The organism is Halalkalibacter lacteus, assembly GCF_036663595.1.
Lineage (GTDB): Bacteria > Bacillota > Bacilli > Bacillales > Bacillaceae_D > Halalkalibacter > Halalkalibacter lacteus.
The window spans coordinates 59922-86671 of the sequence record NZ_JAWRVL010000006.1 but is presented as its reverse complement, the minus strand read 5'-3'; the positions used below and the strand labels follow the sequence as shown (position 1 = coordinate 86671).

Below are 26750 nucleotides of genomic sequence, written 5' to 3'. Positions count from 1 at the left end.
TTTCTATTTATAAATTTCTATGTTTATACAGTAAGTAAATAAAATATGGAGCTCCAATTACTGCCGTAAATACACCAGCAGGGATCTCAGTTGGACCAAAGGACACTCTTCCAATTAAGTCTGCAACCAACACTAATATCGCACCTATTAATGCCGAAACTGGAAGTAATGCTCCAAACGATGAACCGACAAGTCTTCTAGAAATATGAGGTGCTATTAATCCTACAAACCCAATTCCACCCGCAAACGCAACTCCTCCTGCTGCAAAACCAGTACTTATAAGTAGGAGGAGCATTCGCTGACGTCCTACTGCACTCCCAACACCCATTGCCACGGAATCACCTAACTCCTGCACATTTAAATGTCTCGTAACTAGAACTAAGATGATAAGTAAACAAATCGTCCAAGGTAATAAAGTTGATACATTTTCCCAACTAGCCCCGTAGATTGAACCTGTTAGCCAAATGTTTGCTTGGCTCGCTCGGTAAATCGGACCTAAAATCATAAACATTGTAGTTAATGCTTGAGTTAAGGCAGATAAACCAATTCCAATTAACACTAATCGAATCGGAGAAACACCATTTTTCCACGCTAACATATAAATAAGAAAGGCAATTGCCGTAGCCCCTATAAAGGCAGCTAAAGGCATCCATTTAATACTTACGGTTAGGGCATTGTTCTCATCACTAAATATGGCTAAAAAGGACACAACAGCGACTGCTGCGCCTCCTGTAATCCCAATAATATCAGGGGAGGCTAATGGATTTCGAACAATCCCTTGTAACATCGCACCAGAAATAGCGAAGGAAATTCCAACTAGTATCGCAATAATAATTCTTGGCAAGCGAAACGAGTTTACAACGAGTCGTTCCATGTCTGGTCCGTAACCAAACCATGCCTTCACTACATTAATCGGGCTAATCTTCATCTCACCTAACCCTGCGCTGACTAGAGCTGTGAGAACAGTCAGAAACAGGAGAACTAAAAAGACGACTAAACTCTTGCGGTCAACTAAAAAGGATATGTTTTCTTTTCCAAGACGGAATGCAAGATAATTCTTAAGCTTCACGATTTAGTCAACCCCTTACGTGCAATATAAATGAAGAATGGAGTCCCAATAATCGCCGTCATAACTCCAACCGGAATTTCTTGTGGCATGATGATATACCGAGCACTAATGTCGGCTAAAAGTAACAAACATCCTCCGATAATGGCACAGTAAGGAATCAACCAGCGATGGTCAATGCCCACAAAAGAACGAGCAAGATGAGGAACCATAATACCAACAAATCCAATTGGACCTGCTATCGCAACTGAGCCTCCTGCAAGAAGAATAATGATCACAGCAGTAACTAATTTGATCAGTCCGGTTTTTTGCCCTAGTCCTTTAGCAATATCTTCTCCCATCGATAAAAGGTTAATGTGGCGTGCAATTATTAATGAGCCAACCCAAGCGATGGTCATATAGGGCAATACAGTTTGTAAGTATTCAAGCTTTCGTCCTTGTACAGAACCAGCCAACCAGAATAGTACTTCCTCTAATGCTTTTTCATTTAGGACAAGCATTCCTTGAGTTAAGGAAGAAAACAAAGCCCAGATAGCAGCGCCTGCTAACGTAAATTTCATAGGCGTTAGTCCTTCTCGCCCTAATGAACCGATACAATAGACGGTGATAGCTGCCACCGCAGCTCCTAAAAAAGCGATCCAAATAAACATTCCTAATGAAGTGATCGAAAAAAAGGAGACGGCAAAAACAATAAAAAAGCTAGCACCAGCATTTATTCCAAAGATTTTCGGATCAGCTAATGGATTTTGAGTTAAAGCTTGCATTAAGGCACCTGCAATTCCTAGACTAGCTCCAACTGCAGCGGCAATTAACGCCCTTGGCATGCGTACTGTTTGAATAATAAGATGTTCATTCGACCCGTTAAACTTTGTATAAGCTTCAATCGCTGTTTTCCATGTTGTATTTGTGTATCCATAAACAATACTGAAACAAATAAATAAGAGAAATAAAACAGCTCCAAGTAAAAGTCCAAGAACCTTTGCTCGCTTTGTTTGTAATAACATCATGGTGACTCCTTTTAAGTAAGGAGCATTGTCTCCTACTTCTTAATCTTCTTATTTTAAACGTCATATTTCTAACTATTAGTCTATTGTAAATGATAACTATTGTCAATGATTACGAGAATCATTTTCGTTTACGCATTGACATTTAAGTCAACAAACTTTAATATTGTAACTGCGAATGAAATTTATTATCAATTACATACTATTTGGAGGGAAATGTTTTGAAAGAAAAATCAATGAAGTCTATTCTTGCTGTACTTATGTTCACACTTATCTTAGCTTTAGCTGCTTGCGGAAATAATTCTGAAGAAATAACACCAGAAACAGAGAACGCTGAAGCAGAGAATAATACCGAAGTCGAAACGTCTAACACCGCATATACGGTTGAACACGCCATGGGTACTACTGAAATTAAAAAAACACCAGAGAGAGTCGTGATTTTAACAAATGAAGGAACAGAAGCTTTACTATCACTAGGTGTTACACCTGTTGGAGCTGTCTCATCTTGGACTGGCGACCCATGGTATGAGCACATTAGTGACCAAATGGGAGGTGTTCAAGAAGTTGGAACAGAAAGTGAGCCTAATCTTGAAGCAATTGCTGCCCTAAAACCTGACTTAATTATCGGAAACAAAATGCGTCAGGAAGCTGTTTACGAACAATTAAGTGCTATTGCACCAACTGTATATGCAGAAACACTTAAAGGGAACTGGAAAATTAATTTCGAGCTTTATGCCGAAGCGCTTAACAAAGAGGAAGAAGGCCAACAAGTATTAGCTGATTATGCTGATCGTATTGCTGATTTCCAAGAACAAGCTGCTGATGTATTAGACTTAGAAGTATCTATGGTCCGTTTCCAAGGTGGAGATGTTCGTATTTATCAAAAAGATTCTTTCTCAGGAGTCATTCTTGAGGAAATTGGATTTGCCCGTCCTGAATCACAAAATGTCGATGAGTTCGCTATTATGGGAGCAACAAAAGAAATGATTCCAGACATGGATGGTGATATTCTTTTCTACTTCACTTATGAAACAGGTGACGGCGAAGGTTCAAAAGTAGAGCAAGAATGGTTAGATGATCCCCTATTCCAGCAGTTGCCAGTTGTAGAAAGTGGCAATGCTCATAAAGTGAGTGATGAAGTTTGGAATACTGCTGGCGGGGTTATTGCTGCTAAATTAATGATTGATGACTTAGAGAGCAAAATCCTTAAATAACTTTAGAATTTCAGTTCATATACTAAGACAAATAAAAAGAAAAGCAAAAGGACGAAATCTTAACGGTTTCGTCCTTTTGCTTTTCTTGCACTATTAAAAATGTAGCGAATACCCGGCACTGAAAAAGGTTCTGATCTTTATCATAATTCCTTTTGGTTGGCCTACTATTCAGACCTCTCTAACTTTGGTGGATGTTGTGTCATCTTTGAATTCACTAGACTTATGGGCTTTTTCGGTTGGTTAGAACCTGCTGATTGAAGCTGATTAAGCTTTGTGAAAAGTTCTAATTGCACCTTTTCATGATCGCTAATTTGGGTTGAGATTGTCGACGTTATATCTACAAGCTCTTTAAAACTTTCTTTAATTTTCTTTTGTTCTTCTTCATTCTTTATGACTTTCTGAAGTAAATCATCGTGATCAACCTTTTGTAAATCAAGTTGTTGAACAAGATCATCCTGTTTTACTTTTTGATATTGTTGTTCTACCTTCTCAGATAGAATTTCCTGTTTCATTAAACGATTACTATGTTGATTGATTTCGGCAATAAAGTCTTTGTTGACCTGCTCTATACAATCTAGTCGCTCTGTTAGTACTGTTTGGAATTCAGAAAGCTTTAGAAGCTCTAATTGCAAGGAGCGTCTCTCTTCTTCATACATTTTCAACTTGTTCATTAACTCTTGTTCTAAGTCGCTTTTTTGCTTATTTTTGCTTTGGATATTCTCATGCATGATTTGAAGGTTTTGGCTTGTGCTGATTTTCTGCTCTGTTACAAGATTCGTCAGTTCTTCGTGTTTCTTGTCAATGGTTTCTTGTGTTCGCTGTATTTCTTCTTGCATTTTTTGAAGGGTTTGTGTTGTGCTGGTCTCTCTAAGTTCTTCCTGTTTCTGGTCATGGTGTTCTTGTTGCATTTTTTCTTGCATCATTTGCAGATTTTGAGTTGTGTTCTCTAGCTTATCTAATTGATTTGAAAGGTCTGTGTGCACCTGCTCATGGGTCACTATTTTTTTTTCGAAATTCTTGTTCTTCCCTTGTAACTTTACCGTAGTGGCTTCCTGCAATTTTAATTGACTAGAAAGATTTTTATACATTTTAGTATGACTTTTTATTGTTCGTTGAACTTTCTTGTACCGTCTTTGCAGCTTTTGTGTCGTGTTCTCCTGGTCTTCTAACTGGTTCAACACTTTTTTATATTTTTGACGATAAGATCTTATCGTTTGTTGAAGTTCACTTATTTGTGACTCAATACTATTAGAATAAAAAACACTTTGATTGACCTCGTCATTTTTCGTTTGCACATATACATTGGGCTTCAAACTATTTTCCACATAAAAATTGCCCACAATAACACTCACTCCTTGCTATCCAAGATATGGTTAGTCTATGAAGAGTTAGTGTGTTGAGTGCCTTTTAATTTACTAACTGTTGTTGATTGAAAACATCCCCCCGTTACCTTAATTCATTTAGTACATTTTCAGAAACTAATCGAAAAACAATATGCTCTAGCTTCTCTTTGCTTTCTTCTCTCACTGGTTGCTGCAAGTAAAGATTCTCCAGTTTATCAAAGGTAGACATTTTCTTTTCCACTAGTTTTATGTATTCGGCTTTTGTAAACTGTCCATTTTTAATACTAAGCATAAATTCTCTGCCTTTGTCGTCGTACTTGATGGCAGTTTGAAAATTAGTAAATTCCCTCTCCGCAAACCTTTCGATAAAGTCCAAAATCCGATAAGCATGCATTGCAGACTTTAAATCATATCCGAATTGTTCAACTAAATAGTTTGTGCTTTCATTTCCTGTTTCGATATACTTTATTTTGCTATAATACATTCCCTTACACGCTTTATAGAGATATGGGATATTCATTGCTGCGATTTCGTTTTTCATAGCAAAAATTTGCTCAATTGATTCTTTGATCCAAATCGTTTTATTTATCGTTACATCGCTAGAAAAGAGCACCTCAACAAAATTAACATTCGATTTCCAAAAAAGGCTAACGAGTTTTCTAATGTCATGATAGTCCTGATCGATCGTATCCCCGATAATACTTGCAGTGTATGTCTTGCTATAGTATAGATCAGCGAATGTTGGCAATATAAAAACTTTATAATCTTTGTCTGATTCTGCAGTCGTTAAATTGTAATTCGCCGATCCGACTAATGTCTTAAATGCGACTAATCGTTCCATTTACTCCCCTCCTGTCTTCTATTATTCCTGATTATTTCGCTATCAAACGGGAAACATCCCCACTAGCCTCTAAGCACAATGAGCGTAGCCGTTGCTTTGTTTTAAAGCATGCTATGAAAATATCCAATCCTTCTACTACCTACCTAATTATCCATGATACAATATCTACTGAAAAGGTGGATGATACATCATGTTACGTTCTTATTTGCTGCTTACTATTACAATGATCATATTCTCGGGAAACATTTTAATTGGAAAAGCCATAAGTGATTTGCCCCCCATTACGATGACATTTTTTCGGTGTTTAATTGCCTTTCTTATTCTGTTGCCATTAGGATGGAAGGACCTGAAGAGAAATCGATCGCTTTGGATGAAAGAACGGAAACCGATTGTTGCTCTTTCTATAAGCGGTATTATATTATTTAATTTGTTTTTGTATGCATCACTGCAGTTTACTTCTTCCACGAATGTAGCTGTTATTGAAACGACAACACCAGTTTTTGCAGTGATCTTAGGAATGTTGTTTTTGAAGGAAAGACTTAATAGTATACAATGCACAGGAATCTTTTTATCATTAATCGGGGCATTATGGGTGATAACAAAAGGGTCTTGGACGATTATCAGTCAATTACAATTTAACCTAGGTGATGTCCTTGTTTTGCTCGCTGTTATTGCTTGGGCCGTTTATACGCTTTTAATTAAACAACATAGCCATAAATACCCGCTATACGGAAGTTTGGCCATTATGTTATTTTTAGCGGTTATCATCTTATTTCCATTTGCTGCTGTTGAATGGAGAGTAGGTATCCTGCATTTATTGGAACCAAAATTGATATTTGGTTTGCTTTATTTGGGGATTTTCCCATCTTTTGTAGCCTTAGTTTTTTGGAACAAAGGAGTTGCAGCAATCGGACCATCGCGTGCATCAATCTTTTTAAATTTGCTACCTGTCTTCACGATCATCGGAGCCGTTCTATTCTTAGGTGAAACCGTATCAATATTTCAATTAATTGGTGGAATTGTCGTTATTGTTGGCGTGTACTTATCTACAAAAGAAACGTCCGCTAAAGTGAAGGAGATCCAATCTCCTGAGAAAGAAATGCATGGCTAATATATAATAGGAGATCCAAAAAGGATTTTTATTATCTTAGACCTCCTATTATGAAACTTCTATAAATTACTATTTGCTGTTCTTTTTTGAATGATTTGCATTCGCACTAAAAAGCCAAGTGCTGCACAAGTCAGTCCTAAAATAATTCCTATCCAAAAGCCAAACGGACCAAGATCTGTAAACGCAGCTAACAAATAGCCCGAAGGAATTCCGATAATCCAATAAGAAATAAACGCCGTGATAAACGGAATCTTTACATCTTTATACCCTCTCAGCACTCCTTGTAAACCTGCTTGAGCAGCATCGGAAAGCTGGTAAAATATCGCGATAATAAAAAACTGGCTAGCAAGTAACACGACTTCTCGGTCTTCCGTATAAAGAAAAGCAATTTGTTCTCGAAAGAAATAAAGAAAAACAGCCCCTATTGCCATAATACCAATGCCACCTAAAACACCAAGTTTGCTGTATTGTCTAGCAGCTCGCAACCGCTCCGCGCCTACTGAAAATCCGACAACGATTGTTAACGCCATTGAAATGCTTAGAGGTATCATAAAAATAAGTGAAGTAAAGCTTAGTGCAACTTGATGTGCCGCAACCGTAATGGTTGTAAACATCATTCCAATTAACAACGTCACAACAGAAAAAATACTTGCCTCAAAAAAGATGGAAAGTCCGATTGGTATTCCGATTGAAAGCAGTTCCCTCCAAGCTTTCCATGATGGAACTACCCACATCACAAACAATTGATAATAACGGATGACATCTATCTTAAAAGTCATCCAAATGCTTAATAAAAGAATAATCCAATATGTAATCGCTGTTGCATACCCTGCCCCAATCCCCCCGAGTGCCGGCAACCCAAACTTCCCAAAGATAAACCCGTAATTCAACAAAACATTAAAGGGAACTGCCAGAACGGTAATGACCATCGTAATTCGTGTGTACCCTTGCGCATCAAAAAAATACCGAAGAACATTCGCTGCAAATAATGGAATGATCCCTATCGATAGTCCAATTAAATAGTGAAAAGCGATATGATAAACAGCTGGTTCTACATTCATAATCGATAAAACCGGATCAAGTAAAAAAACACCGCCTAGCACAACTGCCAAAGCAAGCAAAATCGATAAATAAAGTGCCTGGATGACAGTATAAGAAATTTGATCACGCTGACCTCTACCTATTAATTGGGCGACAACAGGCGTTACTGCAAGCAATATTCCATTTATCCCTGTAAAAATTGGCATCCATAAACTTGAACCAATTGCGACACCTGCTAAATCATTTGTCCCAACTCGCCCAGACATCATTGTATCTACAAGGTTCATTGCGTAGAAACTAATTTGTGTCACCATAATTGGCCATAGTATTGCAAGAAATAAAGTCACTTTTTTTTTCCATGTCTTTGCATGATACATAACTGTTCCCCCGCGCCTTCTATTTCTAGTCACTATAACTTAAATCATAGCTCATGGAATATACTCTTACAAATCGGACCCTCCTACTCCATCAAAAAACCTGACAATGCTTATCTATCCCATCATGGTTTTATCAAGGTTTCGCACTGCTGTTAAGCATATCAAAATGCGATACTTGATTCTAGCACGCACCTCCGTTTGTAAAATTACAGTCCATTCAACAACCTATCTTCGAATGATCTTTGTAAGTCTCTTCTCTCTTATTACCTGGGAAAACAATTCATTTTTTCTTACAGTCCCGATTTAACTTCATTAAGTATCACCTCAATTATATGTAAACAAAGTAGAGGAGGCGTTCCTCATGTCGAGAAACGCTGTTATTTTATAGATAGTACTTGCCAGAACTGTTCGTATAAAAAACAAAGAGAATAGTTCTCACTCTATAGCACCGTTATTGGACCTGTTTCTACTCTATAAAAATCAATAAACAGACTGTTTCTTACTATCCTTTTCGTTCAATTGAAGTTGTTTGATTTCTGATTTCAATTTAGCGATCGATTTCTTTACATGATTTGATTCTTCGGCCGTTATTGATTTTAGTTGGATAAGCTGTGTGTACAGGTCAAGGTGCAAATTCTCTTGATCTCGATGTTGGAGTGATAAAGTCGTTGCCAGATTGTCTCTTTATTTCATATTGTTCTAGCTTTGTCACTAATTCTTCCTGTATGTTGCTTTTTTGCTCGACTAGTTGTTTTAGACTCTCGTGCATCGTTTGCAGATTAAGTGTAGATGTCTCCTGCTCTTTTAAATGATTGGATAAGGTTACATGAATTTGATCGTAGTCTTTGACTGTATGTTGCAATTCATTTAACTGCGACTCAATACCTTCAATAACTCAATTCGAATAAAAGACCCTTTGATTGACATCATCAATTTGTGTCTGAAGATGTGCAAATACTTTAGGCTTTTGACTATTAGTTCCAAAAAATTTATTACCCACCTAACCACTCCTTTCTTTCATATCATTGTTAATCTATGAAAGAGTAAGCTAATGGGTGCTTATCTAATCTGTTTTGTTTAGAAGTGTTAGTTATTAGCCACTCGATAAACAGTCATTCGATGTACCTTAGATAAACAATTATTCTTCGGTGGATTGTTTTTAAACTTATCAATCTCCGCCTGTTCATTATCCTTTTTAGGCATATATACATACGAACATTTATCACGGGTTAGCATACTTTATTAATAGCTATTGATAAAAAGGATGGGTTTAACTATGCCAGCTATTGTAGGAGCCGTAAAAGTAATCAGTGTAGGAAGCAGCGGTGTATTTAATATTGGAGACGTATTTACAATGAATCCAGTTAGTACATCCAAAACGTTTGCTGGAGCAGGTTCATTTAATACAGGTGATTATTTAAAAATACGAAATGATCATAGTATAACGAAAACGTATGATCAAGATGTAAATGATTCAAATATTAAATCAGTCATATAAAGGAGGAGCTCATGAACTTTCATATTAATCAAAGTATTACGATACACAATTTGAGAGTTGAGGGCATTACAAACTCTTCTGTTTTACAGATTGGAAGTGCTGGAATGATAAAACCTTTAGCAAATCTTTACAATACAGGCGGCTTTACTGAACCAGCACCTGAAGCAGGAGGAAATGAATCTCGCCCGCCACTAGTCCCTCTAGCTCCACCCACTGGCTCAACATAATGCTAAAAAGGAGGAGGTTTTATGTATTACAATAACTCAGATCCGGCACAAAATCTCCAGCAAATCTATGGGTATATTCATTCTCAACACCAAAGAATAACTCAATTAGAGTCGGTCATTCAGCAGCTTCAAAACGAAATGAACACCTTAAAACGAGAAAAAATATCAAACATTGAAAAAATCGAATATAAGTTTGACCAATTAAAAGTTGAGAGATTAGAAGGCACCTTAAATATTGGCATCACTCCTCAAAATGGAGAAAATTCAATTGAAGATTTTGCCGTTAATCAAAAAGAATTACAGGTGCCTCAAGTAAATAAACAACAACCAATGATAAATGAGACAGTACAACGACGTGTCCATGACTATTTAAACGGAGCATGCTTGCAAGACATCGAATCGATTGAAATGCAACATAACTACCAATTGGATAGCCATTATCGTCAATATATTATTGAAGATATTAGAAGACAAGTCGATCATCGTATCAACCATTACGTCAGTCAAATAAATACAAACACGTTAGAGCAAGAACAAGTTGCAGAGGTTGAGGAAATGACGTTCAATAAAGTGCGAGAAGACATTCTTAAAACATATGGCGAGTTTGTTAGAAACCTACCACGAAAGGAGACTAACTCATAACATGAATTTTACAGTCGTTAATAAACATATATGTGTCGACAATATTCGAATTACCGGTGTGTCTAGTTCTTCTGTTTTTTTAGTCGGTGACACTGACTCGATCACGTTATCTTCTGTATTTGACACACCAGCTGAATCGTTAATTATCGGTCCATTCGTTCCACTTGCCCGTTCATAAAGGAGGGTATAAACTATGTTTAAACGAACATCATCTGTTAAAACGATCTCTGTTACAGATGTATCGATTGGTTCTGTTTTTGAAATTGGTGACTCTTGTCACGTTAAACCACGCTCGAAGGCACTTGCCGTCCAACGTGAATATGAGCTCTTTTTTGGAGATGAGGGAAACTTTGAAGCTTTTCCTATATTTACAAAGCCTATCCCTAAACCAATCATAGATGAATACGTAAACTTTAAGAAATACAATGAATCTTCCTTTATTCAGGTGAATAACATTGACGTAATCAGCTGTTCAGCATCAGGTGTATTACACATTGGATCGACAAAAACGATCGATGCAGAATCAAGAGTGAAACACATTCGACAATTACAAGAGGATTCGGATAAGAACGGTAAAAGGAACGATTCTCTTTCATCTGAATAAAATACATTATTCTAAATAGAAAAGGGTGTTTTTTTATGCCTTCCATTGTTTGTGGACCTTTTAAAATTAACTCAAATGAAGGTGTGATCAATTTCGGTGATTCACAAAATATTTCTCCAAAACATACATCTAAACAAGTTTCAGGATCAGGTAGTGGCAACACAGGTGATTTTATCATAACGAATAATGGGTTTAATATGAATAATACATTTGATCCAGATCTGGCGGATCAAAACGTAGCCGGGAATGTGTAAGTATCAAGCCTCTTAACGAGAGATCACCTCATTGAAATTAGCAATAACATATAAATATAGATGAAGGTGGTGAATGAAATTGAATTCATCTGAATGGAACCATCCATTTAAGTCACATTTCCAAGATGAATTTTGGAAAAACTTTCAAAACGTATTTAGCGGGAATGATCAACACCCAAGAGCAAACATTTATCAAGCCGGGCATGAATTAAAGTGCATTCTCTTCTTACCCGGAATAAAAAAAGTGGAAGATATCTATCTGAATGTTGGTGAAAACACATTAGAAGTGAGTGGGAATACTAGCTTTGAGTATCCTGGTTTTCAATTAATTCAACAGGAAATTACCCAAGGTCCTTTTAAGCGAATCATTGAATTACCCTTTCCTATTCGGAAAGATAAAATCGATGCATCATACAACCGTGGTTTAATTACAATTCACTTATATCGTTTAATACCAGACAATAATATGGGGCAAAAAGGAATATCGATTCGTGATGATGAGTAGAGCTCAGCAGCTGTATAATTGCTGAGCTTGTTTTGTTTTTATCAAATTGTGAGGGTTATTGCATTCCTAGAATCAATTGATCAATTATTCTATTTAACTTACTACTCTAACGTCAACCCACATCCTTCCAAATTCATTCATCTGTAATGTAATGTTCTTAAAAGTCATTAATCATGAAGGACTATTCCCTCTGCTTTTTCCTTAGTTGTAATTTCAACTCACTTGCCGCATCATTCTCGACAATATGTTTCAGTTTGGACATCTTGTTATCCCAAAACTGCTCATAAAAGGATAGCCACTGTTTTAATTCAAGCAGAGCTTCTGCTTGAAGTTTGTATCGTTTTTCTCTCCCTACTTTCTCAACACTTACTAGGTTCGATTCAGAGAGAATACGCAAATGTTTTGAAACAGCTGTCCTGCTCATAGGAAAATGGTTACTAATGACCGTAACAGGCATTTCCTCATCAGCCAACATTCGCAGCATTTTTCTTCTTGTCGGATCTGCAATCGCTTGAAAAACATCATGCCTTTGGGCAGCAGACATTATGCCTCAACTACTTCACGAAGTTTTTCTGCAACAATTGAATCCCAACCAATGTTCATGATATTGCGAATATCCTTATTTGTTTGATCTGGTCCAGGTCCTGGAACAATTTCATCAGGTGCTCCCCAACCGGAATGAATTAGTGTAAATTCAGTCTTATCCCCTAAGTCTTTTAACTCAAACGAGACCTTCCAACCATCTTCTCCCCAAGAAAACGCAAGACGATTTGGCGGATCAAGTTCTAACACTTTACACGGCGTCGGTCCAAAAGGAGATTGTATAGTAAATTCATACCCTAATTCTTGTTTAAAATCATTGGGCATGAACCATGAATCAATGCCTTCCGCCGTTGCGACGGCATCCCAAACCTTTTCAATTTTTGCATGAAGCACTTCATTTTTTCGAATATCTGGCGTTACTGTTTTGTTATCTCCCATTATGAATTCCTCCATTATATGTAACCAATTGGTTTCACTTTTTATCATACGAAACCAAATGGTTACATGTCAACATTACTCTTTAGTATTTGTGTAAATGATCTCTATTATTATGAAGCTTTGATTTCCAGTAATCCATCTTTAACACCTACTCAAAACAAAAAGTCCAAACCAGCTCATCCTCTGAGAAGATTTGAACTATTTTCTATTCAACCAATTCCAATGACTTCAACCCATTAAAAACTCCAGAATTCTGTACGTCAGTTGTTTTATGCTTAGCGTATTGAAATAAATCAGGATGGGCATTTCCCATCGCAAATCCAGCACCGACTAATGAAAGCATTTCTTTATCATTCATTCCATCCCCAAAAGCAATGGCCTCTTCAGGTTTGAATCCGAGCAAATCCACGACCTTTTGAACCGCAAATCCTTTATTCACTTCGTCTCGAATGACATCGTATGAATGCTCTTTAAACCCTGGTACGTTGATAGAAGACAAGTGAATGTTATTTCCTTCTTCATAAAGAACCACATCATTTCCCCCTAAATTCAGAAGAGAAACGCCCAATATTTGATTTTGGTACTCTGATTGATACAAGACATTATGTTTTAAATGGAAGTGCTGAATAAAGTCTTCCATGACTTGAGAATCATTTGATGTAAGTACATTTTTCTTGTTTGTATACATAACTGCTTCATGACCTTTTTCTTTGGCAACATGTAAAAAGGTTTCAATCATATGTGCGTCCATCCGTTCGATAAATACGTCCTTTCCTTTATGGATGGCATAAGCACCGTTATAGCCAATAAATGACTCAATCTCTAATTCTTGTCCGATTTCCCTAATTTCATGAAGCGGTCGACCCGTTGCAAGAAACACCTCTAACCCCTTTTGTTTGACTTGTTTTACGGCAATTTTCGTTGAGTCTTCAATCGTATCATCTGGCGTTAAAATCGTCCCATCAATATCAAGAAATAATACTTTGTAATCTGGCATAGGAATCTCCTTTAATACTTATATTTTTAAACGTAACCATTCTATTAAAAAATCTATGTATGTAAAATAACTTCTAACATATTATACCATGTTCCTCTTCCGACTCATAAATAGATGCAGGTAAAAAAATAAAAAAGATCAAATCCAAGTGGATCTGACCTGTTACTTGTAGAATTGGTGCCGCAGTTGCCCCAATCATGAGCGATAATTGTAGCTTTTTCCCGCTTGAAGTAGTGAATTAAGCCAACAATATCATCTCGTAACACATCAAGAGTGTAAGCCTCAAATCCTGTTAGCTTCTCACTAACATTATAACCACGCTGATCCGGAATGACGACACGATACCCCGCTTCAGTAAAGGATCAATTTGATCTTTTCAGCCATACCAGAACTCAGGAAAACCATGCATAAGAATCACAAGAGGTCCTCCTTTTGGTCCTACAACAGCGACATGAAGCGTTACACCATTTGTCTCAACAAATATAAAATCAAGTTTCGTCATCATAGCCTCCTGGGCTCTAGCATTGACTCTGCAACACCACTTTATACAATAAGAAAAACCGCAAAGAATGAATTCAACCCAATCTACTTCAGCTTATAAATATAGAAAAAGTTCCTACCTTTTCTTTTGGTAGAAACTTCTTCAAATCAACCTTTATTTAATTCAACAAGCGTCTTTCGTACATGATCTACAAACTCTGGAATGTCCCTCATTTGCTCTTCATTAATTTTATGTGGAAATCTGAGCTCTACTGTGTTCATATACAGGCTATCCTCCTTGCCATAAGCAAAGCTAACTGTTTGGATAGGAGGTAAGACTGGATCCCAAATCTTTCTCATGATGGTTTCAATGTGTTTGCATTCGGATTCTACATCTTCCACTTGCAGCATATATCGCACAAGCAGGCTGCTACCTGGACTTTCTCCAAGCACTTCCAATATCTCATCGGCTAGATCTTTTATTGACGCTTGCAGCACAATTTCTGCAGTGATTTCATTTTGATTAGGAAGTGAAAATTGAAGACGAAATTCTCTAGACATCACGGCTAATTCTAAGCGATCCATTCGATTGGTTACATCGATTTCTCCACTTACGTTATCTAAATCATACACATAATTTTCAATTGCCACTTTTATATTTTCAAAAACCGTTGGATCAAACAATGTTTACTCCCTCACTTTTCCCTTTAATCCCCCTAGAATCCAATGCATTCTTCCCTCTCCATCATACCACCTAAACAGGTAGCGGCTTCGCTCATTTACTAAGAGGGTGTCCAAAATGGTCATAAACCGACCATTTTGGACACCCTCTCAATCATTTTTTATACTCATACTTTTTTCCGTTTTTTTGACTTACTTTAATTTCAATTTTTGCATCATTCAGATCAAGGTTATAATCTTCAAGCATTTTTTTTGTTAGCAACTGCAAATCTTCAGCGGATTGAACACTATAAGAAGAGAAAAGTTTGTCAAGAAACTCATCAGCCTTTTTATTTTTGAGCTTTATTTTTTCATTCTTCCACTCAATTTCTACTTCTGATTTAATTCTATTCTTTTTTCTTTCTTGTTTAATTTCAATCTTTGCTTTGTCAGCTTCAATCTCTATTTCAAGTTTTTCCATTTGTTGAAAGAAGTCGTCACCTTTTTCTCGTTCTAACTGTACTTCTACTTCTTCCTTTACTGGTACAGGATCGACGATTTTATTACGATGTGTTTCCTGAGCCGCACTTTCGTTTGACAAATTGATTGTTGACACTAAAAAAGGAGTTTCTTCAACCAGTTCAACTTGTTCAGCTTCTATTTCATTCGTGTACAATGACTCGCTACTATCGGTGTTTACTGTAGGAAACACTTCTTCCTTTTCCAGTTGTGTATCGCTAGAGCTGAAAGTATCCGCAAACGTCATATATCCTATTGAAAGAATAAGTGTGAAAACTGCCCCAATAAACATGTATCCAAATTTCTTCATAGTTCCTCCATTTTATCTCATTCTACTTTCATTATATAGTAGATTTCCTTATAACCCAATGTGCTAGAGGTCATACGATAGATGACCTAGATAAAAAATCCCCATCACAAACAAGAAGTATCTTCTTGAAATGATGGGGTTTAACTTAAGCAGAGTCATTTATTGAATCTTCAAACGTACTAATTGCCTCTTGAATGGCCACCGTAAGATCCTTCATACCCTCTTTGAGGAACTGTAAAACTTGATTTTGTTCATCTATAGAAGCCGTTTGTGCTTGAATCGACTCGTTCATGTTTGCTATTTCTTCTGTAATTCCAGAAAGCCCGAAAAACAACACAGCTATTCCAATAATAGCCACAATCAGCCAGATCCAGCCTTTATTGTACCAGGGCTTTCTAACACGGCATTTTTTAATTCTCTCATCTTGTTTGTTTGGTGGGAGGTTACTTCGAATTTGATCATAACTATCATTGCCCACATCAATTCCTCCTCTTTGATGAATTGAATTAGGAGCCTTTTTTTGTAACCTTCGTTTAGAGAAACACAAAGCACATTTTTAACCACCTAAAATCTATATAGACTCTCTATAGAGGAAATAGGATGCCCTATAAAGAGATAGGTATTTTTTCACTTTCTTATAAGGTGAAACTCTTTCAAACTACTGTACATCCTCTTCAGAATCATCCGTTTCTGCATCAAACTCTGTATCAAATTCTTCTGTTCCTTCTTCTTCAGTACCGAAGTCCGTATCGAATTCCTCTGTATCAGTTCCTTCTTCTTCAGGGAATTCTTCTACACCTTCGTCCATTTCTGTTCCTTCAGCGCCGCCATCCATCTCAACTTCAGTTTCCAAGTTTGCATCTTCATTTAAAGTTGGTTCTTCACTATCTCCACACGCTGCAAGAACTCCTACAGTAAGAATCGCTGTTGCTGCTGTTACTAACATCTTCTTTTTCATTGTAAATTCCTCCTAAAAACGATTTTTGTTTTTTGTTACATTGACATCGTATTCCCCTTGCCCAGAAAAATATAGTCAATCCACAACTTTACCATTTCAATAGGAGGATTTTACAACTTTTGCGATACCGTTCTGTTACTTTGTTGATATTTTTCTATGTTTTATCGGTTTTTTCTGTTATTTGCTCGAGTTGTAAAGGTCAGAACCTTCTGTCTCAACCAATTGCCCCTGCTACATCATAAAGACTAATGTCGATTTCCATTTTCTCACGTAATGCAAGCTTGGCTAGTTCAGAGCCAAGATATGGTCCAACTGTTAATCCTGAAGATCCTAGACCATTGGCAACTAGAATACCTTGATAGTTCGGGATAGGCCCAATAATTGGAAGGAATCCTGGGGCAACTGGTCGAAACCCTACTTTTGTTTCAACGACCGTGCTTGACTCTAATCCTGGTGCAATCATTAGTGCTTTTGTTAAGATTTCATGAAGACCACCTGCCGTGATTCGGTTATCAAACCCAACACCATTTTCATGTGTTGCCCCTACAACGACTCTTCCCCCTTCGAATGCTAGCAGATATTGGTTTGTAGGGGGGATGACAACAGGCCATGCATTTGTATCTGTTTCCGGTAAATCCAGGTGGACGATTTGGGCTTTTTGTGGCTCGATTTGAAACTCAATTCCTAATGGTTGCAATAGTTCTTTTGCCCACGCCCCTGCTGTAACAATGACTTGATCAGCCGTTAGTGACTCCTCTTTCAATTTTATTCCTATTACCTGATTACCTGAAAACAATAATTTCGCATCACCATGAATGAATCTCACTCCATGTCTTTTTCCTGCACGAATCAAAGCCTGACACAACGCTTCTCCATTAACACGGGCAGCACCACTTATATGAAGAGCTCCGTATTCATCTGATAATGGTGGAAACAGTGCTTTTGTTTCTGCATGAGTTAACCTTGTAATTTCACCAATCTCTGGTGCATCCATACGGCGCTTTATGACCCGTTCCTCCATTTTATCTAATTTTTTTTCATCTAAATGAATGCTGATTGCACCGACTTTGGCATAACCTGTGTCCGCCTCACCGTCAGCTTCTAACTCTTCTATTAGAGACGGATAATACTTAGCTCCGCCTTTTGCTAACTGATACCAAGCTTGATTTCTGCGTTGCGATAGCCAAGGGCAGACGATTCCTGCTGCAGCAACCGATGCTCTCCCTTGATCACGACGATCGACCAATGTGACACTTGCTCCCGCTTTTGCGAGACGATAAGCGGTAGTCGCTCCAAGAATTCCTGCTCCAACTACGATGTATGTATCCATGTAAAACACCTTTTTCACATTAAATTTCCTTCATCCCGTTATTTTACATGATCAACTGCATCAGCTCAATGAAAGAAAGAGCAAGGGGATTCATTCATGAAATTATTATTAAAATTACTAATTGGAATTATTGTAGGTTTGATTGGACCTGAGTTTTTAATTCGAATACTACTCACAATGAAAGTTCTTTTTGGGAGTTTTATTGGCTTTATTATCCCATTTATTATTTTATTTTTTATCGCTAGTGGCGTGGCCGGTTTAGGAAAAAGCTCTGGTCGTCTTGTCGGGATGACTGTTGGGACTGCTTATATCTCGACGATCACTGCTGGAATTTTATCTTTACTAATTGCTTTTACTGTTATTCCTTACTTATCAACAGAAACAAAAGAAGTCGTTGAAGGTTCAACATTAGAACCCTTTCTCAATATAGAGATTGCTCCGCTGATGGGCGTTGTAACTGCGTTAATAACGGCGTTTGTATTTGGTATTGGTATTGCAAAAACAGAAGCTGAATGGCTGAAAAAAGTGTTTGATGAGGGAAAAGCTATTATCGAGTTAGTCATAGCAAAAATTATTATTCCATTTTTGCCTTTTTATATAGCGGGGATCTTTGCAGAGTTAGCATTTAGAGGCGAAGTATTTGGAACTCTGAAAGTATTTGGTGTCGTATTGCTTCTTGCGATTGGTACTCATTGGATTTGGTTGTTGATTCAATATGCAATTGCAGGTGTCGTTGCGAAGAAAAATCCATTTGTATTATTGAAAAATATGTTACCTGCTTATTTTACAGCGATAGGAACCATGAGTAGTGCTGCTACCATTCCTGTAACGTTAAAATCAGTGAAGCGGAATAAGGTTAAAGAAGACCTTGCCAACTTCGGTGTTCCACTTTGCGCGACGATTCATTTATCAGGTAGTGTCATTACGATTGTTATGTGCGCAGTTGCAGTTCTGGCTCTATCACCAGAACTTACTCAACCTTCTTTTGTAACAATGATACCTGTCATTTTCATGCTCGGATTAATTATGGTTGCAGCTCCAGGTGTTCCAGGAGGAGCGATCATAGCAGCACTAGGTGTTTTAACGTCGATGCTTGGTTTTACAGAAGCCGCAATCGGCCTCATGATTGCACTTTATATGGCACAAGATAGTTTTGGAACGGCGACAAATGTAACCGGTGATGGCGCAATTAATGTGTTAATCGACCGTTGGGCTAAGTAAAGAACCTGTCTAGGCTCTAGCCTATTTTCGACAAATCTAGGACAGATGCCCACCCAAATTCCTTCCCCTTACATAGGTTATGGTGTAATCACTTATAAGGAGGAATGGATCATGGGTCACGTTTCAGGAAGTAGCTTCACATTAATCGTTGTTCTTTTCATCCTACTTATTATTGTAGGCTCTGCATATGTTTGCTAATGAATAATAACCAAAGAGGGACAGTGTCACCTAGAACTGCCCCTTTTGTGAGCTCTGAAAATCAAGAGTGATTCTTTTTTTCTCGGTTTATCCGGCGCTGAAAGAAAACAAATATAGGAAGTGGAATTAAAATCCATCCTAAGCTTTTTATGAAACTATTTAAGGCAAACTGTTTACTCTGTTCATTTTGTTGTACAACCATCGCATCATACTGTGCACGTATCTCGTGCTCACTCAATTTTTCTTTTTCTACGTTCTCTATTTCTACTTTATAACCACTCATATTCTTATAATCTTCAAATGATTCAACATACGTATTAGGAGATACATAGTCCGCAACTGACATGAAGGCAAATACGCCTCCTCCAATAATCATAATAAGAGTAATAAAAGCAACCGCATAATGATATACTTGTTTCACCATATCTTCTCTCTCCTCTTCGTTTAGCGTATTCGTAGCACGTTTAGCCGCAATAGCAAGCACCACAATAAAAAATAAGAAAAAGAACATTGCCAATGAAATGAAAATCATCCTTTCACCTCACTTTCGATACTATTTATTATTCCTAATCCTAGTATTAAAGACCACAAATTTGACAATATTCTTTTTATAAATTGATAGGGCATGAACGATAAGTTACAACATAGATAAAAGTTGTTTGTTTAACATATGACATTCCTCAACTACTGTTGGAAAGAGATAACTTCAGTACTGATAGTATCGTTATAGATTATCTTATATTGACCCTATGCGTCTAATTGATTTTTTTGTTTTTTAAATTTCTTTTTCACAAAAGTTAAAAATGTTATAAAAAGAATAGGCAGCACACCTACAACTGTTATAAGGAAAGGCCATACAACCGTTACAACTTCGACAAACTCCTGTTCATTGTAATTAGAAACAGACAAGAGAAAAGCCAGTAATGCGCTCGGAAAGATTAAGATCCTGTCATCTTTAAGGTTTAATAATTGTGAGATCATGAAATTAATTACGAACAAAACGACCGTTGCCTTCATATAAGAACCGATTATCCAACTCATTGCAATGACTGCTTCTAGCCTAGTTAATATATCTTGAATATCAATTAACGTGGCTATATAAAATAATGAGTATTTAATATCTGCACCAGTAGGCCCTAAAATCATAATGGATACTAGAACGGCAACTAATAAAAGAAAAAAATTAAGTACGATAGCAATATACATCTTTTTTTCTAGGGTTCCTCCTTTTTCATTACGAGCAAACGGAAGAAGAACAGCGAATAAAATTACTTCTGCATAAGGAAATCCAAAAGCTAAATAGGTCCCATGAAAAACAGGTTTCAGACCGTCAGGGAATAATGGTAAAAGATATTCTGGTCGGAGCATAGGAATGATCAACAAAAGAAATAGAAAAAACATTCCTACTACAAATATGAGAAGCATTGTAAACATTCTGCCCATGACCTCAATTCCTGCATATACGGTAAGAGCCGCAACAAGAAAAATAAATAAATGAAAAATGTAAACAGGTGTCGTTCTCATCATCGTGTTATGCAAAAAAAGACCGACATCAAATACAATATTAGACAGCATGAAAAAAAGCATGATAACAAAAGGTATTAGCATAAGTACCATGACCCATTTCCCGAAATTTTTTCGAGTGTAGTCAACAAACGTTAACCCTTTATATTGACGATTTAAATAAAGGATACAACCTAAAAGAAGAATACCAAGTCCATTTGCGATTAACAGGGATGCCCATGCTGCGTTCCCTGCACTATTAATTAATGGCGCTGGAATATTAACAATAGCTGATCCAATTAAAAAACTTAAAAAAATAAATGCCATTTGTCCGTCGCTGACCGTTTCTTGATCCTTCATCTAAATCCTCCTTTACTTACCCATTAAATAGTCAGCGACAAGTTCAGCTGGTCCTAAAAAAATAACATTGATTAGACCTCTTATATTTGGCCATTCTGCCTCAAAAATAAAATCTGCACTTAAATAAAAAGTTATTACGATCATGATTGAATAGATATAAGTGACCCGCTTCTCGTTTTTTTTTAATCTTGGAAGATCGAATAAAAGTAGAACTATGTACAAGACCAAAACAATGATTATTTTATCAATCATCTTTATCCCCCTCAAATATTATTCAGCCTTTTTTAAAAAAGGCTTGGGATTTGTTATTCCTGAAGCATCTATCTCTACGGAAATATCAAAGACAAATTGACTTTTGGCAAAAAGCTCATCCCAATTATCTTTTACTGCTGCCCAAAGCTTTGGGTCATCTCGGTACACTTTATTACCAAGATTAATGGCATCAACTTTGTTTTTCTGCAATTTCTCTATCGTATTCATTAAACTTTCTTCAATATTCCGCTCAATATATGCTTCAAAATCCTTCATAACCTCAACTGTTTCAAACTTGGTACACAATAGTTCACGCAAGTCGGCTTGTATTTGAAAGAAAACATTTACGGCAACTGTATCGCCTTTTACTTTAGGTGATACTTCAGAATGTAATAAGAAAACCTCAATATTATCAACATTCTTTTTGTTCCCGTTTTTACATGACACCTTCACATTTCCCCTTTGAAATTCCTCACGTAGCATCAACAGGCTCTGTGTCTCTGTTCCTGATAATTTATCAATCATTTTATCATCTTTAATAATAGCAACTCCTAATACAGGAGCGGTTTCAGACTTTTTAGTAACTTTAGTCATGTATGGTATGATCGCAGTACCAAGCTCACTTTTCATTTGCAAAGCTAAATCAAATAAGTTTGTCTCCATAGAATGTCCTGTGACTTCTTTAGAGATCCTTTGAATTTCACGAAATTGTCTTCCAGATGACCCCTCAAAAAGGGGTTTCACATCTAAATAGTCACTTCCCTTTCCTTGTCCAATTGTAATATAAGTTGTTGCACGAGGTTCTTGTTCTCGGTAAAAAAAGTCAAGAAGTTCACTAAAGTTTCTCGTTCTTGCCGTATCTTCCCCAATGATAATCGTCTGCATATGACTCCAATTTGCTCTCCGTCCGATATGATTAACTAGGTTGCGGGCACCTTCAGAAATGGTTTCACTATTTATATTAAAATTGAACGGATCTTCGCCGCCCTCCTCTTTAGGAGTCGGGTGATAAAATTGCACGGTTAATTCAAATTGATCTTCATCTTCGTCAATCGCAGCACCTAACACAAACCCTCTTTCTATTAATTCACGTTGATCCCAGCAACCTGATAAAATAAATAGCAGCCCCGTTAAAAGACAAACAATAAATCTTCTCACTTATTCCACCTCCTTCTGCACTGTATTTAATTTTTAGGATAGCGGTGCATATGATGGTTACGCGGTGACTTTATTAGATTTTTTAAAGGAATACGAATGAACGCGTCACCCAATCGTCGCAGTCTCAATGGAGCAAACGGTGCTAAGTAAGGTGTTCCTAATGATCTTATGGAAGAAAGATGCAAAAGAATTAACAACAGTCCCATCATGACGCCAAATCCTCCTAATGTTGCTGCAAGAATCATTAGCGGATACTGCAAAATTCGATACGCAATAGCAAGGTTATATTGAGGAATCGCAAACGATGAAATACCCGTTAAGGCAACAACAACAACCATAATCGGGGAAGCAATTCCTGCTTGAATGGCTGCTTCACCAATGATGAGTGCGCCAACAATACTAACCGCTTGTCCGACTGGTCTTGGCATCCGAACCCCAGCTTCACGCATAAGTTCAAAAAAGAAAACCATAATAAATGCTTCGACTAGAGCTGGAAAGGGAATGCCTTCTCGTGTGTTAAGGACCGCTAATAACAATACAGTAGGAATCATTTCAGGATGGAACGTTGACAGAGCAATATAGACACTCGGTAACGTAAGAGAAATGATAACGGCAATAAACCTCATCAGTCGAATCATAGTCGAAATGATTGTTCGTTGATAATAATCCTCAACAGACTGAAATAACTCCAAATATAAAGCGGGACAAATTAAGATAGAGCCTGTTCCCTGAACCATAACGATGATTTTTCCGTCTAATAGGGCAGGCACCGCAACATCAGGCCGCTCTGTATGCCGATATTGTGGAAATGGCGAATACGCCGAGTCTTCAATAAGTTCCTCTATATAAGATGTTTCTAATATATCCATATCTTTTAGTTTCGAAATTCTCTTTTCAAACTCTTCCAACACCTCTGGATCCACTGATCCTTCAAGATACCCATAAGCAATTTCTGTTTTCGTTTCTTTCCCGACATGCTGTGTTATCATTTTAAATTTACGTGATTGTAACCTTGAGCGAAGGAGTCCTATATTCTTTTTGAGATTTTCAACAGTTCCTTCATGAGGACCTTGGACCACTCCTTCACTAGTCGGTTCTGCTACTGCTCTACTTTCAACAGAAATAGCATTAAAGCTAAGAGCCTTATTCCAAGTGTCAAAAAAAATGATTACATGTCCTTGTAAAACTTTTTCTGTAATTTGTTCGAAGTTCTCAAGAGTTTCCACTGTTTGAGCAGATACACCTTTTTGAAAAATAAAATCTTTTAGTTGTTCGACAGTTATCTCAGTCGCTGGGCCAACCTCATGCGTAACAACATCTTGTAACAATGATTTTAAATAATTCAGCTTTTCATCTTGAATGAGCGTATTACAGGAAACTGTCAATGCTTTATTTGATAAATCAGGTCCAAATCGATATTCTTGAGTATCAATATCATCACAATTTAAAAAAAATTCTTCTATTTGCTTTTTATTCTCTGAAATATCTCTAGAAATCGTTTCTGAAATCGCTTCTGCAGCATCAGGAAGAGTTTCTTTAGAAATCTCCGTCGTTCTTTTTTTTATTTTTTTAAAGCTAGTCTTTTTAGGTTTCATAGCAGCTGCTCCTCCAATAAAGGATGCTAAAATATTAATTGTGCTTTCATTTATAGCATTATCCTGTATTAGAATTAACATGCAACCATAGCTTATTTTTATAAATAAATGCATATTTTCCTTTTAAGAGATTGTTTTTTTGAACAACCTCTAAGAGCCATATTTTAACCATCGGAATAAAAAACAAAAAAACTCTTTACATTATGCAAATGAACTAATGTCCACCTCCTAAAGTAATGAGCTCTTTTTCGAAATGTTCTAATCAGCTTACTTATACTTAAAGTTATACAATCTGGTAACTTTCATTTGCATTATGAGGAGAATGCAGAAGATTCAAATGCGAAGCGGGGGGTTCAATTCAGGAAAGGATTTTATTAAATCAAAAGCGACCTTATTATCAATTGTAGATAAATAAGGCCGCTCACATTATGTCGTCTACCATTTTACAGAACCTTTCTACTCGGTAAGAGAATTATTACTGTTTCTTTTTCAGTTCCCCGTGTACCTGTACGTTCTATTAAGGTACACTTCGCTTACTCAAATCATTGGATCCACACCCTTTCTTTGAGCCATTATGTAGGCATTTAATAAAAAGGTTGTTTTACTTGTTCACTCCTTTTTTAATGTAAGTTACGTTTTTGATTGTTACAGTACGAAAACCTTTTTACTCGATCAGAGATTTGTTTCATTCGTTTATTACTCTTCGCTTACTCAAATCATTGGATTCACACCCTTTCTTTGAGCCACTTATGTAGGCAATTAATAAAAGGTTGCTTCACTCAATACCTCCTTTGTTTAATGTAAATTAAGAATAACGTATCTTTAAAATTTTGTAAATATTCAAAACATTCATTTTTTTGGGTATTTTGTTGTATTTTCTTTTAATATCTCTATCTCTCTTCTCATTTCTATGTTTTTCATTTTTTAACCATGTCTCTCATTATTTCTGTTTCGTTTCATGGCTTACTTGGAAACAGCATGAATAAAAACCTGCTTCCTTAAAAATACTATTCCTAATAAATGAAATAGAGGTAAACTCATGGCTGAACACACAAAAATTTCTGACAATATAACAGAAAATCAAAAGAATATCAAAGAAACACTTTCCAACTGCCATGATTTATTAATCTATTCATGGCAGTACGGGCCAGGGCTTAAATATCATGCTTTCTCTGTTTATCTTGGGACACTTGTTCAGAATAAACAAACAAATTACATGAAAGAGTCCATGCAAGATTTAGTCTCACACAAAGTAGGTCCAGCAACTGAAATGACTGTTGAAGATGTTATTAATTTTTTTAGTCATCATGGCGTTTCTGATCAGAATGCCCTTCTAGTTGAACGTTTCGATGATGCTGTGACGAAAATTTTGAGTGGTCACATTGTAATCTTTTTTGACGAATGGGAGAAAGCTCTAGCCTATAATGATTTAAGTGTTAATAAAAGACAAGTAACGGAACCAGCGACTGAATCGGTTGTTAAAGGACCTCGTGAAAGTACAATTGAACAGTTAGATCTAAATATTGGATTGTTACGCGTTCGCTTACAAAATCCTCGATTCAAAATCGAGAAATTAAAAACGGGAGGGGAAACAAAAACAGAGATTGCGTTTGGCTATCTTGAGGGAACGGTTGATCAAGAAACACTAGCTGAGTTCAAAAGACGTCTAAATTATGTCAAAGAATCAGAAATTTTAGAAACGGGGTACATTGAACAGTTGATCGAAGACTCCAGCGCATCACCCTTCCCGCAATATCGTTATACAGAACGTCCAGATGTTGCTGTTGCCGCCTTATTGCAAGGGAAAATTGTCGTACTTGTTCAAGGGACGGGATCAATTTTAATTTGTCCGGGCCTTTTTACTGAGTTCTTTCAATCAAGCGAGGATTATTATCAACGCTCGATGTTTTCATCTCTCGTTCGTATCATGAGGATTATCTCATTTTATATTGCCTTTACATTACCTAGCCTTTATATTGCCTTAACTACGTTTCATTCTGAGTTAATTCCAACCAACCTTTTAATGGCAATTATTGATACTCGTGAAGGGCTGCCTTTACCAGCCTTTTTTGAAGCCCTCCTTATGGTGTTTTTCTTCGAGCTGCTTCGAGAAGCTGGTATTCGCTTACCGCAGCCAATTGGATCAGCGATTTCCATTGTTGGAGGGTTGATTATTGGTGATGCCGCCATAACAGCCAATATTACCTCTCCGATGATGGTCATTGTCGTAGCAGTAACTGGAATTGCTTCTTTTTCGATTCCACAATATGACATTGCGATAGCCATTCGGATTCTCCAACTGCCAATGATGATCTTCGCTGCCATTCTAGGTGGATTTGGAATAATGATATTCTTTCTTATCCTTTTTTTACATTTAGTAAATTTACGATCATTAGGACAACCATATTTAAGTCCATTAGCTCCACTAAGACCGAAGCAACTACTTGATGTTTTCATTCGGAGACCACAGAAATGGATGTCGTCTTCAAACCAAAAGTAAA

31 protein-coding genes and 1 pseudogene are annotated in these 26750 nt (G+C 36.9%); 12 read left to right on the top strand and 20 right to left on the bottom strand.

Translation table 11 applies throughout. From position 1 onward, the window contains the following. Window positions 1-7: 7 nt before the first annotated feature. Window positions 8-1069 carry a FecCD family ABC transporter permease gene (locus SAZ04_RS06250; protein WP_332692688.1) on the bottom strand — a complete coding sequence of 354 codons (1062 nt, stop codon included), beginning with the start codon at window positions 1067-1069 and terminating at the stop codon, window positions 8-10. Beyond that, window positions 1066-2070, bottom strand: a complete 1005-nt coding sequence (locus SAZ04_RS06245; RefSeq protein ID WP_332692946.1) for a FecCD family ABC transporter permease — start codon at window positions 2068-2070, stop codon at window positions 1066-1068. The genes SAZ04_RS06250 and SAZ04_RS06245 overlap by 4 nt, the downstream gene beginning before the upstream one ends. A 236-nt stretch (window positions 2071-2306) precedes the next feature. Here SAZ04_RS06245 and SAZ04_RS06240 point away from each other — a divergent pair, with 236 nt between their 5' ends. Further along, entirely contained in the window at window positions 2307-3284 is a 978-nt protein-coding gene (locus SAZ04_RS06240; RefSeq protein WP_332692944.1) for an ABC transporter substrate-binding protein, read from the top strand. Between the two features lie 164 nt (window positions 3285-3448). Here SAZ04_RS06240 and SAZ04_RS06235 read toward each other — a convergent pair whose 3' ends face one another. Continuing rightward, window positions 3449-4624: a hypothetical protein gene (locus SAZ04_RS06235; RefSeq protein WP_332692685.1), complete on the bottom strand. Its 1176-nt coding sequence runs from the start codon at window positions 4622-4624 to the stop codon at window positions 3449-3451. Between the two features lie 106 nt (window positions 4625-4730). Beyond that, on the bottom strand, window positions 4731-5468 hold the full coding sequence (locus tag SAZ04_RS06230; RefSeq protein WP_332692682.1) for a DNA polymerase beta superfamily protein: 738 nt from the start codon (window positions 5466-5468) through the stop codon (window positions 4731-4733). A gap of 190 nt (window positions 5469-5658) precedes the next feature. On the opposite strand from SAZ04_RS06230, the gene SAZ04_RS06225 reads away from it, so the two are divergent. Then, entirely contained in the window at window positions 5659-6579 is a 921-nt protein-coding gene (locus SAZ04_RS06225; protein WP_332692679.1) for a DMT family transporter, read from the top strand. A 59-nt stretch (window positions 6580-6638) separates the two neighbouring features. On the opposite strand, the gene SAZ04_RS06220 is transcribed toward SAZ04_RS06225, so the two are convergent. Together SAZ04_RS06220 and SAZ04_RS06215 are read right to left on the bottom strand one after the other, a co-directional pair. Next, window positions 6639-7997 (bottom strand): MATE family efflux transporter, encoded by a 1359-nt coding sequence (locus SAZ04_RS06220; protein WP_332692676.1) that lies wholly within the window; start codon window positions 7995-7997, stop codon window positions 6639-6641. 622 nt (window positions 7998-8619) lie between these two features. Continuing rightward, entirely contained in the window at window positions 8620-8859 is a 240-nt protein-coding gene (locus SAZ04_RS06215; protein WP_332692673.1) for a hypothetical protein, read from the bottom strand. 414 nt (window positions 8860-9273) lie between these two features. Here SAZ04_RS06215 and SAZ04_RS06210 point away from each other — a divergent pair, with 414 nt between their 5' ends. The 7 genes from SAZ04_RS06210 (at window position 9274) to SAZ04_RS06180 (ending at window position 11727) form a co-directional block, all read left to right on the top strand. Further along, window positions 9274-9495, top strand: a complete 222-nt coding sequence (locus SAZ04_RS06210) for a spore germination protein (protein WP_332692670.1) — start codon at window positions 9274-9276, stop codon at window positions 9493-9495. An 11-nt stretch (window positions 9496-9506) separates the two neighbouring features. Next, window positions 9507-9722 (top strand): spore germination protein GerPB, encoded by a 216-nt coding sequence (locus tag SAZ04_RS06205; RefSeq protein WP_332692667.1) that lies wholly within the window; start codon window positions 9507-9509, stop codon window positions 9720-9722. Window positions 9723-9743: 21 nt separating this feature from the next. Then, entirely contained in the window at window positions 9744-10364 is a 621-nt protein-coding gene (gene gerPC / locus SAZ04_RS06200) for a spore germination protein GerPC (protein ID WP_332692664.1), read from the top strand. 1 nt (window position 10365) lies between these two features. Continuing rightward, complete coding sequence (locus SAZ04_RS06195) at window positions 10366-10542, top strand: spore gernimation protein GerPD (protein WP_332692661.1); 177 nt, start codon at window positions 10366-10368, stop codon at window positions 10540-10542. A 15-nt stretch (window positions 10543-10557) separates the two neighbouring features. Next, complete coding sequence (locus SAZ04_RS06190; protein WP_332692659.1) at window positions 10558-10968, top strand: spore germination protein GerPE; 411 nt, start codon at window positions 10558-10560, stop codon at window positions 10966-10968. A gap of 35 nt (window positions 10969-11003) precedes the next feature. Next, a complete protein-coding gene (locus tag SAZ04_RS06185; protein ID WP_332692656.1) occupies window positions 11004-11222 on the top strand; it encodes a spore germination protein in 219 nt (72 codons plus the stop codon). A 79-nt stretch (window positions 11223-11301) separates the two neighbouring features. Then, window positions 11302-11727 (top strand): Hsp20/alpha crystallin family protein, encoded by a 426-nt coding sequence (locus SAZ04_RS06180; RefSeq protein ID WP_332692653.1) that lies wholly within the window; start codon window positions 11302-11304, stop codon window positions 11725-11727. A gap of 181 nt (window positions 11728-11908) precedes the next feature. On the opposite strand, the gene SAZ04_RS06175 is transcribed toward SAZ04_RS06180, so the two are convergent. The 9 genes and pseudogenes from SAZ04_RS06175 to SAZ04_RS06135 all read right to left on the bottom strand — a co-directional run bounded on the left by SAZ04_RS06175 (window position 11909) and on the right by SAZ04_RS06135 (window position 17962). After that, window positions 11909-12271, bottom strand: a complete 363-nt coding sequence (locus SAZ04_RS06175; RefSeq protein WP_431308967.1) for an ArsR/SmtB family transcription factor — start codon at window positions 12269-12271, stop codon at window positions 11909-11911. Beyond that, a complete protein-coding gene (locus tag SAZ04_RS06170) occupies window positions 12271-12708 on the bottom strand; it encodes an SRPBCC family protein (RefSeq protein ID WP_332692650.1) in 438 nt (145 codons plus the stop codon). The genes SAZ04_RS06175 and SAZ04_RS06170 overlap by 1 nt, the downstream gene beginning before the upstream one ends. 205 nt (window positions 12709-12913) lie before the next feature. Then, entirely contained in the window at window positions 12914-13705 is a 792-nt protein-coding gene (locus SAZ04_RS06165) for an HAD family hydrolase (protein WP_332692647.1), read from the bottom strand. A gap of 188 nt (window positions 13706-13893) precedes the next feature. Then, a pseudogene (locus tag SAZ04_RS06160) lies at window positions 13894-14207 on the bottom strand (alpha/beta fold hydrolase); the annotation flags it as partial. Window positions 14208-14353: 146 nt separating this feature from the next. Beyond that, a complete protein-coding gene (locus SAZ04_RS06155) occupies window positions 14354-14869 on the bottom strand; it encodes a hypothetical protein (RefSeq protein ID WP_332692644.1) in 516 nt (171 codons plus the stop codon). A 151-nt stretch (window positions 14870-15020) separates the two neighbouring features. Continuing rightward, window positions 15021-15674, bottom strand: a complete 654-nt coding sequence (locus tag SAZ04_RS06150) for a hypothetical protein (RefSeq protein WP_332692641.1) — start codon at window positions 15672-15674, stop codon at window positions 15021-15023. 145 nt (window positions 15675-15819) lie between these two features. Further along, complete coding sequence (locus SAZ04_RS06145; RefSeq protein WP_332692638.1) at window positions 15820-16152, bottom strand: hypothetical protein; 333 nt, start codon at window positions 16150-16152, stop codon at window positions 15820-15822. A gap of 180 nt (window positions 16153-16332) precedes the next feature. Continuing rightward, a complete protein-coding gene (locus SAZ04_RS06140; protein WP_332692635.1) occupies window positions 16333-16632 on the bottom strand; it encodes a hypothetical protein in 300 nt (99 codons plus the stop codon). Between the two features lie 214 nt (window positions 16633-16846). Beyond that, window positions 16847-17962 carry an NAD(P)/FAD-dependent oxidoreductase gene (locus SAZ04_RS06135; protein ID WP_332692632.1) on the bottom strand — a complete coding sequence of 372 codons (1116 nt, stop codon included), beginning with the start codon at window positions 17960-17962 and terminating at the stop codon, window positions 16847-16849. A 96-nt stretch (window positions 17963-18058) separates the two neighbouring features. Between SAZ04_RS06135 and SAZ04_RS06130 the strand changes: the two genes are divergently transcribed. After that, a complete protein-coding gene (locus SAZ04_RS06130) occupies window positions 18059-19183 on the top strand; it encodes a dicarboxylate/amino acid:cation symporter (protein ID WP_332692629.1) in 1125 nt (374 codons plus the stop codon). A gap of 45 nt (window positions 19184-19228) precedes the next feature. After that, complete coding sequence (locus SAZ04_RS06125) at window positions 19229-19381, top strand: YjcZ family sporulation protein (protein ID WP_332692626.1); 153 nt, start codon at window positions 19229-19231, stop codon at window positions 19379-19381. Between the two features lie 61 nt (window positions 19382-19442). Here SAZ04_RS06125 and SAZ04_RS06120 read toward each other — a convergent pair whose 3' ends face one another. From SAZ04_RS06120 to SAZ04_RS06100, 5 genes are all read right to left on the bottom strand, one after another. Then, on the bottom strand, window positions 19443-19913 hold the full coding sequence (locus SAZ04_RS06120; RefSeq protein ID WP_332692623.1) for a hypothetical protein: 471 nt from the start codon (window positions 19911-19913) through the stop codon (window positions 19443-19445). Between the two features lie 215 nt (window positions 19914-20128). Continuing rightward, the gene (locus tag SAZ04_RS06115; protein WP_332692620.1) at window positions 20129-21244 is read right to left on the bottom strand and encodes a GerAB/ArcD/ProY family transporter; all 1116 of its coding nucleotides are present in this window, start codon (window positions 21242-21244) and stop codon (window positions 20129-20131) included. A gap of 12 nt (window positions 21245-21256) precedes the next feature. Then, window positions 21257-21496: a hypothetical protein gene (locus SAZ04_RS06110; RefSeq protein ID WP_332692617.1), complete on the bottom strand. Its 240-nt coding sequence runs from the start codon at window positions 21494-21496 to the stop codon at window positions 21257-21259. An 18-nt stretch (window positions 21497-21514) separates the two neighbouring features. Then, window positions 21515-22654, bottom strand: coding sequence for a Ger(x)C family spore germination protein (locus tag SAZ04_RS06105; RefSeq protein WP_332692615.1), 1140 nt, complete (start codon window positions 22652-22654; stop codon window positions 21515-21517). Between the two features lie 26 nt (window positions 22655-22680). Further along, window positions 22681-24249, bottom strand: a complete 1569-nt coding sequence (locus SAZ04_RS06100; RefSeq protein WP_332692612.1) for a spore germination protein — start codon at window positions 24247-24249, stop codon at window positions 22681-22683. A gap of 1039 nt (window positions 24250-25288) precedes the next feature. Between SAZ04_RS06100 and SAZ04_RS06095 the strand changes: the two genes are divergently transcribed. After that, on the top strand, window positions 25289-26749 hold the full coding sequence (locus SAZ04_RS06095) for a spore germination protein (protein ID WP_332692609.1): 1461 nt from the start codon (window positions 25289-25291) through the stop codon (window positions 26747-26749). Window position 26750: the final 1 nt, after the last annotated feature.